Consider the following 13,309-nt stretch of genomic DNA (forward strand, 5'->3'; position numbering starts at 1 on the left):
GGTGACCTCCTCCGGCGATTTCGGTGTGCCAGGACACGCATGCCCGGAATCGAAGCGAACGCGGCCTGGCGCACTGATTTCATCCTGCGCCGAGCGGGGTCATGTATGGGTGAATGATGTGAATGGGTTATGTGGATGCCGTGCGGCGGATGCCTGGCCTGTCACCGACAAGCTTGGAAGGAAGGGCCTACTCGCGTTCGGCCAGCCTTCGGTTCACGCGCAGCGCAATCAACGTGCACGCCACGCCTGAGAGCAAGTACAAGCTCACCGCCACCAGTCCGAAACGCGCCGACAATCCCAATGCCACCAGCGGCGCAAACGCCGCGCCGATCAGCCACGCGAAATCCGAGGTCAATGCCGCACCTGTATAGCGAAGGCGGATTTCGAAATTCGAGGTGACGCTGCCGGCCGCCTGTCCGTACGACAGACCGAGCAGGGCGAATCCGACGATGATGAAGGCATCTTGCGCCACCTGTCCGCCACCCAGTAGCCAGGGCGCGAACAAGGCGAAGATGCCGATCAGCACGGCGGCGGTACCCAGCATGGTGCGGCGTCCGATACGGTCGGCGATGATGCCGGAGGCGATGGTGCCGATGATGCCGACCAGCGCGCCAATCACCTCGATCGTCAGCACATTGCTTACCGATTGCGTGGTGCCCAACACGATCCATGAGAGCGGAAAGATCGATACCAGGTGAAACAGGGCATAGCTGGCCAACGCAGCGAAGGCGCCGATGAAGATGTTGTAGCCCTGGCGATGCAGCATGTCGATGATGCCGATGGGCTCCAGTTCGCGCTCTTCCATGGCGCGGGTATATTCCTCGGTTACCACCAGGCGCAGGCGTGCAAACAGCGCCACTACGTTGATGGTGAACGCGACGTAGAAGGGATAGCGCCAGCCCCATTCGATGAAATCGTCGGTGACAAGCTCCGTATGCAGGAACAGGAACAGGCTGCCGGCGATCAGGAAGCCGATCGGTGCGCTCAGCTGTCCCAGCATGGCGTACCAGCCGCGTCGTTCCGGCGGCGTGTTGAGCGCGAGCAAAGAGGGCAAGCCATCCCACGAGCCGCCCATGGCGATGCCTTGCAGAAAGCGGAAGAAGGTCAACAGGCCGATCGCCCACCCGCCAATGGTGTTGTAACTGGGCAAAAACGCCATTCCCGCTGTAGCGCTGCCGAGCAGGAACATCGCCATGGTGAGCTTGGTGCCGCGACTCCAGCGTCGCTGGAACGCCATGAACAACGTGGTGCCGAGTGGGCGGACAAGGAAGGCCAGCGAAAATATCGCGAATGACAGCAGCATGCCGTCCAGCCGGGTTTCGAACGGGAAGAACACCGCGGGAAACACCAGCACGCAGGCAATGCCGAACACGAAGAAATCGAAATATTCCGCCGTTCGCCCGACGATGACACCGACGGCGATTTCGCCGGGAGCCAGGCGCGCGTGGGCGTGTATGCGCCCGAGGTCTTCCGGGGTCAAGCCGGCTGGTTCGCGCTCATCCTCAAACGTACTGGACATCGTCGTTACTCGGATTAGGGAGGTGCGGCGGACACAGCATGGCACCGTTGTGGCGTCAAGGCTAGGGAGGGGAGGGTGTATTTCGCGTTTGGCCAGATCCATGGCGAGTTGTGCAAAGCAGCGGTCGTTCCCCAGGGTTGCGTTCGTCGGCCGGGGTATTGCCGTAAGCTCAAGTAGCCCCGGAGCAAACATCTCCTGAGACATTTCGCACACGAAGCATTCATGGCAGCCTGGCCAAATGTCGCGGCGCGTTCCTGCTGCGGCGGAACCATTTGCGTGCGACCTATCGATCGGCGTACCTTGTGGACCCAGCAGTACCCCTTCTCATTCGGTTGCGTCGGTCATGTCCATGAAGACTCTCCGCGGACTGCTACTGCTGGCCCTCACCGTGGCGCTTACGGGCTGCCATACGGTGCTGATGTCGCCATCCGGCGACGTCGCGCGCCAGCAGCGCGATCTGATCATCACCTCGTTCGTGCTTATGCTGCTGATCGTGGTGCCGGTGATTGTTGCCACGCTGGTGTTCGCCTGGCGCTACCGGGAGTCCAATCACAAGGCGCACTACGACCCGAACTGGGATCACTCCACCATTGTCGAGCTGATGATCTGGTCGGCGCCGCTGCTGATCATCATTGCGCTGGGCGCGATCACCTGGGTAAGCACGCACAAGCTCGACCCGTACCGTCCGCTCGACCGCATCGCCCCCGGCCGGGTGATGCCGGTGGATGCCAAGCCGCTGGAAGTGGACGTGGTGGCGCTCGACTGGAAGTGGCTGTTCATCTATCCCGAGCAGAACCTGGCGGTGGTCAACGAGATGGCGGCACCGGTGGACCGACCGGTCCGCTTCAAGCTGACCGCCTCCACCGTGATGAATTCGTTCTTCATTCCCGCCCTGGCCGGCCAGATCTACGCCATGCCCGGCATGCAAACCACGCTGCAAGCGGTCATCAACCGTCCCGGCGATTATTGGGGCATGTCGGCCAACTACAGCGGCGCCGGTTTCTCGTACATGAACTTCACTTTCCACGGCATGAGCGAGGATGACTTCGCCAAGTGGGTGGCGCAAGCGAAAAGCCACGGTGACACTTTGGATCAAGCCAGCTATGCCACGCTGGAAGCACCCAGCCAACGCAACCCGGTGCGCTACTACGGCAGCGTAGCGCCGGGGCTTTACCAGTCCATCCTCAATCGTTGCGTTCAGCCCGGCCCTTCCTGCATGAACATGCTCCGCGTACCGGAGCCCAGCGGGGGCGGTGAAGCGTCCGCTTCATCCGACAGCCATGCGGCCATGCCGATGGCTCATCCACAATGATCTTAAAGCCCGGGTGCCGCGATGACTGAGCATTCTCCCGACCTCGCCAAGCTGATTTTCGGACGCCTCAGCCTGGATGACATCCCTTACCACGAGCCGATCCTGATCTTTACCTTCATCGGCGTGGCGATAGGCGCCATCGTGGTATTGGGGGCGATCACCTATTACCGCAAATGGGGCTATCTGTGGAGCGAGTGGTTCACCAGTGTGGACCACAAGAAGATCGGCATCATGTACATCGTGCTGGCGTTGATCATGCTGCTGCGCGGTTTCGCCGACGCGCTGATGATGCGTGGCCAGCAAGCCGTCGCGTTCGGGGCGCATGAAGGCTATCTGCCGGCCTCGCACTACGACCAGATCTTCACCGCGCACGGCACGATCATGATCTTCTTCGTCGCCATGCCGTTCATCACCGGCTTGATCAATTTCGTCATGCCATTGCAGATCGGTTCACGCGACGTAGCTTTTCCCTTCCTCAATAATTTCAGCTTCTGGATGACCGTGTCCGGCGCCCTGCTGGTCATGGCGTCCTTGTTCATCGGCGTTTTTGCGCGCACCGGCTGGCTGGCATATCCGCCGCTGTCGGAACTGCCGGCCAGCCCGGATAGCGGCGTCGACTACTGGATATGGGGCTTACAGATAGCGGGTGTGGGCACCACGCTATCGGGTATCAACATGATCGCGACCATCGTGAAGATGCGTGCGCCCGGCATGACCATGATGAAGATGCCGATCTTCACCTGGACGGCGCTGCTGGCTAACGTGCTGATCGTGGCTGCGTTCCCCGTGCTGACCGCCACCCTGGCCTTGCTGGCGCTGGATCGCTATGCCGGGACCCATTTCTTCACCAACGATCTGGGCGGCAACTACATGATGTACATCAACCTGATCTGGGTGTGGGGGCACCCGGAGGTGTACATCCTGGTGCTGCCGGCGTTCGGCGTGTACTCCGAGGTCACCTCCACCTTCTCGCGCAAACGCCTATTCGGCTATGCGTCGATGGTGTACGCCACCGTGGTGATCGCGGTGCTGTCCTACCTGGTGTGGCTGCACCATTTCTTCACCATGGGATCGGGCGCGAGCGTCAACTCGTTCTTCGGCATCACCACCATGATCATCTCGATCCCGACCGGGGCGAAGATCTTCAACTGGATGTTCACCATGTATCGCGGCCGTATCGTGTACGACGTCGCGATGCTGTGGGTGGTGGCCTTTATCGTGACCTTCGTCATCGGCGGCATGACCGGCGTATTGCTGGCGGTGCCGCCGGCGGATTTCGAGCTGCACAACAGCCTGTTCCTGATCGCGCACTTCCACAACGTGATCATCGGTGGCGTGTTGTTCGGCATGTTCGCCGGCGTCAACTACTGGTTCCCCAAGGCGTTCGGCTTCCGCCTCGACCCGTTCTGGGGCAAGGTCTCGTTCTGGTTCTGGGTGGTCGGCTTCTATTTCGCCTTCATGCCGTTGTACTTGCTTGGGCTGATGGGCGTGACGCGCCGCCTGCGTCATTTCGACGACGCATCCTTGCAGATCTGGTTCCAGCTGGCGGCCTTCGGCGCCATCCTTATCTTGCTGGGCATCGCCGCGATGATCGTGCAATTCGCGGTGAGCATTCTCCATCGCGAAAAGTTGCGCGACAGCACCGGCGACCCTTGGCATGGACGGACGCTGGAATGGTCCACCTCCTCGCCGCCGCCACCCTACAACTTCGCCTTCACGCCGCAGGTGCACGACATCGATGCGTGGTGGCAGATGAAACAGCACAACTGGCGCCGGCCGGTGCAAGGCTTCCTGCCCATCCATATGCCGAAGAACACGGGCACCGGCGTATATCTGGCCGTGCTGAGCTTCATCTTCGGCTTCGCCATGGTCTGGTACATGTGGCTGATCGCCGCGATATCGTTCGTGGCGCTGCTGGCGGTTGCCATCCACCACACCTTCAACTACGACCGCGATTACTACATCCCTGCCGATGAAGTGGGGCGTGTGGAAGCCGTGCGCGCCGGAGCCTGATGCCATGTCCGACATGACCATGACCGTAGGCGGTGGCAGTGGCGCGCAAGAGGCGCTGAACTTCCATGTCGCCGAGGACCATCATCCGGAAAACGCCACGCTGTTGGGTTTCTGGCTGTACCTGATGAGCGATTGCCTGATCTTCGCTTGCCTGTTCGCCACCTACGGCGTGCTCGGCCGCGAATATGCCGGTGGACCATCCGCGCAGCAGGTGCTGGAATTGCCGATCGTGGCGGTGAACACCACGTTGCTGCTGCTTTCCTCGATCACTTATGGCTTTGCGGTGCTGGAGATGCAGCATAATCGCCGCGGGCCGATGATGGCTTGGCTGATCGTCACGTGGCTGCTGGGCGCAGGCTTTATCACGCTGGAATTGACCGAATTCACGCATCTAGTGTCGATCGGCGCCGGGCCGGGGCGCAGTGCTTTCCTTTCCTCGTTCTTCACCCTGGTCGGCACGCACGGCTTGCATGTGACCAGTGGCTTGATCTGGATGATCGTGCTGCTGGTGCAGGTAGGGAAGAAAGGCCTGATTCCCGCCAACAAGCGCCGGCTGATGTGCCTGTCGATGTTCTGGCACTTCCTCGACGTGGTGTGGGTGGGCGTCTTCAGCTTCGTTTACCTGATGGGAGTGCTGGCATGAGCGACCACGACCAGCATGCGCATGACGGTGGCCATGATGAGCACGCCCATGATGGCGTGGACCAAATCCACGTCAGCCTCAAGGGCTACCTCACCGGGTTCGCGGCCGCGGCTTTCCTCACCATTCTTCCGTTCTGGCTGGTGATGTCCGGCGCGTTCTCCAAGACCGGCCCGGCCGATGCCTTCATCCTGCTGCTGGCCGCGGTGCAGATCGTGGTGCACATGGTGTACTTCCTGCATTTGAACGCGAAATCCGAGGGCGGCTGGAACATGCTGGCGCTGGTGTTCACCATCGTGCTGGTGGTGATTACGCTGAGCGGCTCGATCTGGATCATGTACCACCTCAACGAGAACATGATGCCGGCGATGATGAAGGACGTGCGGAACTTGCCGTGACACGGGGGTTGGGACGACCATCCCGCGTGGATTTTTCGGCCTGGAGCGGAGACTCATGCGATCATTACCCGCATGGCTCCTCTAGAAACGTCTTCCTATGACACCCCGCGCGCTCCGCGCGGCCCAGTCGCGTTAACCGTGCTCGGCGTGCTGGCCCTGACCCTGTTCATCGGCTTCATCTTGCTGGGCAACTGGCAAGTCCAGCGCCTCGCCTGGAAGCGTGCGCTGATCGCCCGCGTCGACTCTCGCGTGCACGCTCCGCCGGTCGCACCGCCCACGCGCAGCCAGTGGCCCGCTGTAACTGCCGAGAAGGACGAATACCTGCACGTCGCTCTCAGCGGCAGCTTCCTGCATGATCGGCAAACGCTGATCTGGACCGCTACCGACGAAGGCAGTGGCTACTGGGTGATGACACCGCTACGCCTGGCCGACGGCTCTATCGTGCTGGTCAACCGCGGCTTCGCCCCTGCGGACTGGTGTGGTCGTGACGGTCATTGCGCGCCAGGAACTACCGGCGAAGTCACAGTGACCGGCTTGTTGCGCGTATCCGAACCATCGGGTCTGCTGCGTCACAATGATCCGGCGCACAACACCTGGTACACGCGAGACGTTGTTGGCATAGCTGCCGCGCGCGGCTTGCATGACGTGGCGCCTTATTTCGTGGATGCTGATGTGTCGCCAGCGGGTGGCGGCCGCTGGCCTGAAGGCGGCAAGACGGTGATCAGCTTCCCCAACAATCACTTGAGCTATCTGATCACCTGGTACCTGCTGGCGTTGATGGTGTTGGGCGCAAGCCTTTATGTGGGCTACGACGAATACCGCCTGCGCCGAAATCGAATCTGAGGGTGTCGCCGTCGTTCCGGCGTAGGGTAAGTACGAGGCCTGACAACTTACGCGGGCGGACCCGCTTGCGGGCCGAAAAACGTGGCGGCGAAGATCGTACTCAGCACGGATCCCGTTGCCGCATCGGACATTTCGCCGGGCATGCTCATGTTGAAGTAGAGCATGCCGTCGATCAGGGCCATCATGGCCAGCGCCAGATCGGGAGCCGGAGCGGGCAGGGGCGGCTGCGCCATGCGCTGGTTGAACTGGGTAATGAAGCTGGCAATCATGTCGCGTTTTTCCAGGCACAGCGTATTCATGCGCTGGCGGAACCTGGCATCGCGTACCGCGTGCAGCCGCGCCTCGGCCCATAGTACGTAGCTATTGTGGTCGCGGTAGCACTGGCCATAAAACTGGGCCAGCTGTTTTTGCAGATCCTCGTTGGAAAGATCCGCTTCCAGCAACTGCTGCAAATCCTGTTGGATTTGGGCGTGATCGCTCTTGAGCAGCTCGATGAACAGATCGGTCTTGCTCTTGAAGTTCGAATAGAACGCTCCGCGCGTGTAGCCGGCATGCCCGGCGATGTCCTCCACGCTGGTGCCGGCGAGACCTTTTTTCACGATCACCGCGGCGGCTGCGTCCAATAGACGCAGGCGGGTCTGTTCGCGGCTTTCTTCCCGGGTAAGGCGTTTGCGTGGCATGTCGCATCGTACCACGACGAATGGCATGTGTATTCAAATACGTAGTTGTATTTAAATTCTTACATGGATTAGAGTTCATAATCGTATCGTCAAGCCCTCCACTCCCCAGGAGCTTTTCCATGGATCACCCACCCTTGCCCACACAGCCCAGGCTGGCGCGGTACGCCTGGTTGCCGTATGTGATAGCTATCTCTTTGATTTCATTGGCCGGATGTGACCGAAAGGCACCCGGGGCTGATGCCGCCATACCGGTCATTGCCCTACCGGTGCAAGCGTCCGATGGCGCCATGGCCGGCCGTTTCCCGGGTGACGTGCATGCGCGCTACGAAATGCCGTTGTCGTTCCGAGTGGGCGGGCAGTTGCTCGAACGCTATGTCGATCCGGGCGCGCGGGTGAAGCAGGGCCAGGCCTTGGCGCAACTGGACCCTGCCGATGCCAACAGGCAACTGGCCAACGCCAAGGCCGCGTTGGCGGCCGCGGAGCATCGACTCGTCTTCGCCAGCCAGCAGCACGACCGCGACGAACAGCAGTTCAAGCAGAACCTGATCAGCCAGTTGCAGTGGCAGCAGACGCAGGACAACTATGCCTCCGCGCTGGCCGGCCGCGATCAGGCGAAACAGCAATACGAACTGGCGCAGAACCAGTCGCGCTATACCACGCTCGTGGCCGATCACAATGGCGTCATCACCAGCCGGCAGGCCGAAGTGGGGCAGGTGCTGGCCGCCGGACAGCAGGTGTTCGGCTTTGCCTGGACGGGCGAGCGCGAGATCTATGTCGACGTGCCGGAGAGCCGCGTTGGAGGCATCGCTACTGGGCAGGCCGCGACGGTAACCCTACCCGCACTGCCAAGCCATGCCTACGCGGCCCATGTGCGCGAAATAGCGCCCGCAGCGGACGCCCAGTCGCACACGTATCTGGTCAAGCTCTCGGTCGATCACCCCGACGCGTCGCTGCAGCTTGGCATGACGGCAGACGTCTCCCTGCAAGCCGGCAACTCGGCCGTTGCAGTGGTGAGGATTCCTGCCACGGCCTTGTTTCACCAGGGCGAGCATCCAGCCGTCTGGTTGGTCAATCCCGGCGACTCCAAGCTGGAGCTGCGGCCGGTCACGGTATCCCGCTACGGCGAGCGCGACGTGCTGCTTGCCGCTGGCCTGAAGCCCGGCGACCGGATCGTGATGCAGGGCGTGCACACCGTTTCCGTGGGTGAAAAGGTGACCGCGGTCGCGCCGCCGCATGCCGAGGATGCGCCGCAATGAGTCACGAGGAGCGCTTCAATCTTTCCGCGTGGACCTTGCGCCATCAGTCGCTGGTGTTCTTCCTGATGGGCTTGATCGCGCTGTTCGGCCTGCTTTCGTACAAGAACCTGTCGCAGTCGGAAGATCCGCCGTTCACCTTCAAAGTGATGGTGATCCAGACCTTCTGGCCCGGCGCCACTGCCCAGCAGGTGCAGGAAGAAGTGACCGATCGCATCGCGCGCAAGCTGCAGGAAACGGCGGACACCGACTTCCTGCGCAGCTATTCGCGGCCCGGCGAATCGCTGATCTTCTTCAACATCAAGGATTCGGCGCCCGCAAGCGAAGTGCCGGAAACCTGGTACCAGGTGCGCAAGAAGGTCGGCGACATCGCCGCCCAACTGCCGCAAGGCGTGCAGGGACCGTTCTTCAACGATGAGTTCGGCGATGTCTACACCAATATCTACGCGCTGGAAGGTGACGGCTATACGCCGGCGCAATTGCACGATTATGCCGACCAGTTGCGCGTGGAATTGCTGCGCGTACCCGGCGTGGGCAAGGTCGATTACTTCGGCGACCAGAACCAGCACATCTACATCGACGTGGCAAACGCGAAACTGGCCAAGCTCGGCATCAGTCCGCTTCAGATCGGGCAGGCGATCAACGAACAAAATGCGGTCGCGTCGACCGGCGTACTGACCACGGCGGACGATCGCGTATTCGTGCGGCCCAGCGGCCAGCTCGAAGACGTCGACGCGCTGGCCAATACGCTGCTGCATATCAACGGCAAAAGCTTCCGCCTGGGCGACGTCGCCAGCATCCGGCGCGGCTACGACGATCCGCCCAGTCAGACCATGCGCTTCATGGGCCAGCAGGTACTGGGCATTGGCGTGACCATGCAGCCTGGCGGCGACGTGGTCCATCTGGGCAAGGCGCTGGACGAAAAGATCGGTGGCTTGCAAAAGCGCCTGCCGGCTGGCCTGAAGCTCTCGGAGGTTACCAGCATGCCGCACGCGGTGTCGCACTCGGTGGACGACTTCCTGGAATCGGTGGCCGAAGCGGTTGCCATCGTGCTGCTGGTAAGCCTGCTGAGCCTGGGTTTTCGCACCGGTATGGTGGTGGTGATCTCCATTCCGTTCGTGCTGGCCGCCACTGCGCTGTGCATGGACCTGTTCGGCATCGGCTTGCACAAGGTGTCGCTGGGTACGCTGGTGTTGGCGCTTGGCTTGCTGGTGGACGACGCGATCATCGCGGTGGAGATGATGTCGGTGAAGCTGGAGCAGGGCTGGGGCCGCGTGCGCGCGGCTGCGTTCGCCTACACCAGCACAGCGTTTCCCATGCTTACCGGCACGCTGGTGACGGTATCGGGCTTCCTGCCGATCGCCCTGGCCAAGTCGAGTACCGGCGAATACACGCGCTCGATCTTCGAGGTTTCGGCGATCGCCTTGCTGGTGTCCTGGTTTGCCGCCGTGATCGTGATCCCGTTACTCGGCTACCACATGTTGCCGGAGCATCACGAGCGCGCCAAACCCGGCCAGGAGTGGTGGGCGCGTTTCCTGCCCAGTCGCTGGAACGAGGCGCGTGCGGCGAGAGCGGTGCAGCCCATGCACGATGGCGAAGAGATCGAGATCTACGACACCGCGTTCTATCGTCGCTTGCGTGGTTGGCTGGACCAGTGCCTACGCCACCGCTGGCTGGTGCTTATTTCCACCGTGGCGCTGTTCGTGGTCGCGTTGGCCGGCTTCGCCTTGGTGCCCAAGCAGTTTTTCCCCAGCTCCGATCGTCCGGAATTGCTGGTGGATCTGCGCTTGCCGGAAGGCGCCTCGTACGCGGCGACCTTGCGTGAAACCCGGCGCTTCGAAGCGGTCTTGAAGGATCGCAAGGAAATTGCGAATTACGTCAGCTTCGTCGGCAGCGGTGCACCGCGCTTCTATCTGCCGCTGGACCAGCAATTGGCTCAGCCCAATTTCGCGCAGTTCGTGATCACCGCGAAGGACGTCAGCCAGCGCGAGCGATTGGCGAGTTTCCTGGATGGCGAGTTGAAGCGTGAGTTCAGCGCCGTGCGCACCCGCGTAAGCCGGCTGGAAAACGGCCCGCCAGTGGGCTTCCCTGTGCAATTTCGCGTGGAAGGCGATGACATCGCTATCGTGCGCGGCATTGCCGACCAGGTGGCTGGGGTGATGCGCGCCAACCCCGATACCAGCAACGTGCAGTTCGACTGGGACGAGCCGGCGGAACGATCCGTGCGTTTTGAGGTGGACCAGTTCAAGGCGCGGCAACTGGGACTTACCTCCAAGGACATTGCCGACTTCCTCGCCATGAACTTGTCGGGCACCACGGTCACGCAATTGCGTGAGCGCGACAAGCTGATCGCGGTGGATCTGCGCAGCGAACAGGGTGATCGTATCCATCCCGACCAAATCGAGCGCCTGGCGATACCGACAGCCAGTGGCACGGCGATACCGCTCGCGCAACTGGGTCACGTGAGCTACGGCCTTGAGTATGGCGTGATCTGGGAGCGCGATCGCCAGCCTTCGATCACCGTGCAGGCCGACACCCGCAATGGCGCACAGGGATTGGACGTCACCAACGCGGTCGACAAAAAATTGGCCGGCATCCGCGCCCATTTGCCGGTGGGCTATCGCGTCGAAGTGGGCGGTTCGGTGGAGCAGAACGAAAAAGCGCAGACCTCGGTCAATGTGCAGATGCCGGTATTGCTGGTCGCCGTGCTGGTACTGTTGATGATTCAGCTGCAAAGCATCGGCCGCACCTTCATGGTGGTGCTCACCGCGCCGCTGGGCTTGATTGGTGTGGTACTTGCGCTGTTGCTGTTGCATCAGCCATACGGCTTCGTGGCGATGCTTGGGACGATTGCCATGTTCGGCATCATCATGCGCAACTCGGTGATCCTGGTCGACCAGATCGAACAGGACATCCGTGCCGGGCATGCGCGCTGGGAGGCGATCGTCGGTGCCACGGTGCGGCGTTTCCGTCCGATTACGTTGACGGCGGCGGCGGCGGTGCTGGCGCTGATTCCGCTTCTGCGCAGCAACTTTTTCGGGCCGATGGCCACGGCCCTGATGGGCGGCATCACCGTTGCAACTGTACTTACGTTGTTCTATTTGCCCGCGCTGTATGCAGCCTGGTTTCGCGTACACGCCGATGAACCCGCAAGCGAGCCGGAGGTTGCCGCATGAAATCCGCACACAGCCTCGTTCCCGTAGTGCGCACGACCACTCTGGCGGCCACCCTGTTGTTGGCGGGATGCGCCTTCGCCCCGCCCGCCAAGCCACCAGCCTCACCCTCGCCGGAGCACTACACCGCCGAGCCATTGCCTGCGAACTCCGTGAAGGTGGACGGCGTGTCGCAGCACTACGGTCTGGGCGAACGCGCCGTACCAGAGTGGTGGCGCGAATACGGCAACGCCACGCTCAACGCTTGGGTGGAGGAGGGCTTGCGCAACAATCCTTCCCTCGTCGCGACGAAGCACACATTGGAATCGGCGCATCAGTTGCTGCGTGCACAGGTTGGCGCGGCCATGCTGCCGTCGCTGGATGCACAAGCACAAAGCAGTCGGCAGCGTGCGCTGGGCTTTCCGTCTTTTGGGCCGCCGACCAATCTGTACGACGTCTACGCGGGGCAATTGGCACTCAGCTACAACTTCGATGTGTTTGGCGCGCGGCGGCATGGTATCGAGCAGACCGCCGCGCAGGTGGATCAGCAGTCCTACGAGTTCGATGCGGCCAAGCGCACGTTGGCGGCCAACATCGTGATCGCGGCGATCAACGCCGCCTCGTTGGAGGAACAGGTTCGCACCACCGAGCGACTTTCCAAGCTGGCTCACAACCAGGCCGGTCTGACCGAACGTCAGTATCGTCTCGGCGGGGCGTCGCAAGACGATGCGCTGAGTCTTCAGCAGCAAGCCGCGAGCATCGACGCTTCGCTGCCGCCGCTACGCGCCCAGGCTGAAAGGGCGCGGCACGCATTGGCAGTACTGCTGGGGCGCACTCCCGATCGGGCACCGGCGAATCTCATGCTGGCGGATCTGCATCTGCCAGCAAGCGTGCCAGTGAGCGTGCCTTCGGATCTGCTGCGGCAACGGCCGGACGTGCTGGCTGCGGAGGCGTCGGTGCATGCGGCTTCCGCACAGGTAGGGGTGGCCACCGCGAACCTGTTTCCGCAAATTTCGCTGTCCGCGGCGATCGGCACCGAGGCGTTCAAGCCGTCGAACCTGTTCACCAGCGCGGGGTCGGTATGGAGTGCGGGGCTTTCGCTTACCCAGCCGATTTTCCACGGCGGCGAGCTGATCGCCAAACGCAAGGCAGCCATTGCCAGCTACAACGCGGCGATCGCCGACTATCAACAGACGGTACTGAATGCCTTTCAGAACGTGGCCGATACTTTGACCGCCTTGGATCAGGATGCTTCGACCCTTGAGGCGGCGCAAGCGGCGGCCAATGCCGCGGAGCAATCGTTTGCCAACGCCGATGCGCGTTATCGCCTGGGTGCGATTTCCTACCCGTCGATGGTGCTCACCGAGCAGCACTGGCAGAACGCAAGGCTAACGGAAATACAGGCCAGGGCGGCGCGGCTGGCCGATACGGCGGCGCTGTTCCAGGCGATGGGAACGCCTCAGCCGGAGACGCTCGCGGAGAATTTGCGGCACTGAGGC

10 protein-coding genes are annotated in these 13,309 nt (G+C 61.9%); 8 read left to right on the forward strand and 2 right to left on the reverse strand.

The features are described from left to right. Positions 1-187: 187 nt before the first annotated feature. Positions 188-1,519, reverse strand: a complete 1,332-nt coding sequence (locus QQJ96_RS08240; protein WP_284331503.1) for an MFS transporter — start codon at positions 1,517-1,519, stop codon at positions 188-190. Positions 1,520-1,868: 349 nt separating this feature from the next. Here QQJ96_RS08240 and cyoA point away from each other — a divergent pair, with 349 nt between their 5' ends. The 5 genes from cyoA (at position 1,869) to QQJ96_RS08265 (ending at position 6,725) form a co-directional block, all read left to right on the forward strand. Further along, complete coding sequence (gene cyoA, locus QQJ96_RS08245; RefSeq protein ID WP_284331504.1) at positions 1,869-2,831, forward strand: ubiquinol oxidase subunit II; 963 nt, start codon at positions 1,869-1,871, stop codon at positions 2,829-2,831. Positions 2,832-2,852: 21 nt separating this feature from the next. Continuing rightward, a complete protein-coding gene (cyoB, locus tag QQJ96_RS08250) occupies positions 2,853-4,844 on the forward strand; it encodes a cytochrome o ubiquinol oxidase subunit I (protein ID WP_284331505.1) in 1,992 nt (663 codons plus the stop codon). A gap of 4 nt (positions 4,845-4,848) precedes the next feature. Then, positions 4,849-5,487 carry a cytochrome o ubiquinol oxidase subunit III gene (cyoC, locus tag QQJ96_RS08255; RefSeq protein WP_284331506.1) on the forward strand — a complete coding sequence of 213 codons (639 nt, stop codon included), beginning with the start codon at positions 4,849-4,851 and terminating at the stop codon, positions 5,485-5,487. After that, complete coding sequence (gene cyoD, locus QQJ96_RS08260; protein ID WP_284331507.1) at positions 5,484-5,882, forward strand: cytochrome o ubiquinol oxidase subunit IV; 399 nt, start codon at positions 5,484-5,486, stop codon at positions 5,880-5,882. Before cyoC ends, cyoD begins: the two co-directional genes overlap by 4 nt. Before the next feature lie 72 nt (positions 5,883-5,954). Continuing rightward, positions 5,955-6,725, forward strand: coding sequence for an SURF1 family protein (locus QQJ96_RS08265; RefSeq protein WP_284331508.1), 771 nt, complete (start codon positions 5,955-5,957; stop codon positions 6,723-6,725). A gap of 47 nt (positions 6,726-6,772) precedes the next feature. Here the strand turns inward: QQJ96_RS08265 and QQJ96_RS08270 are convergent, their stop codons facing one another. Further along, positions 6,773-7,405 carry a TetR/AcrR family transcriptional regulator gene (locus QQJ96_RS08270; RefSeq protein WP_284331509.1) on the reverse strand — a complete coding sequence of 211 codons (633 nt, stop codon included), beginning with the start codon at positions 7,403-7,405 and terminating at the stop codon, positions 6,773-6,775. 179 nt (positions 7,406-7,584) lie between these two features. Between QQJ96_RS08270 and QQJ96_RS08275 the strand changes: the two genes are divergently transcribed. From QQJ96_RS08275 to QQJ96_RS08285, 3 genes are read left to right on the forward strand one after another with little or no spacing between them, the layout of a single operon-like run. After that, positions 7,585-8,661, forward strand: a complete 1,077-nt coding sequence (locus tag QQJ96_RS08275) for an efflux RND transporter periplasmic adaptor subunit (protein WP_284331624.1) — start codon at positions 7,585-7,587, stop codon at positions 8,659-8,661. Next, positions 8,658-11,834: an efflux RND transporter permease subunit gene (locus QQJ96_RS08280; protein ID WP_284331510.1), complete on the forward strand. Its 3,177-nt coding sequence runs from the start codon at positions 8,658-8,660 to the stop codon at positions 11,832-11,834. Before QQJ96_RS08275 ends, QQJ96_RS08280 begins: the two co-directional genes overlap by 4 nt. Next, positions 11,831-13,306 carry an efflux transporter outer membrane subunit gene (locus QQJ96_RS08285; RefSeq protein WP_284331511.1) on the forward strand — a complete coding sequence of 492 codons (1,476 nt, stop codon included), beginning with the start codon at positions 11,831-11,833 and terminating at the stop codon, positions 13,304-13,306. Before QQJ96_RS08280 ends, QQJ96_RS08285 begins: the two co-directional genes overlap by 4 nt. The last annotated feature ends 3 nt before the right edge of the window (positions 13,307-13,309 follow it).

It is taken from the genome of Dyella flagellata (assembly GCF_030160275.1).
In the GTDB taxonomy this organism is placed as follows: Bacteria; Pseudomonadota; Gammaproteobacteria; order Xanthomonadales; family Rhodanobacteraceae; genus Dyella_B; species Dyella_B flagellata.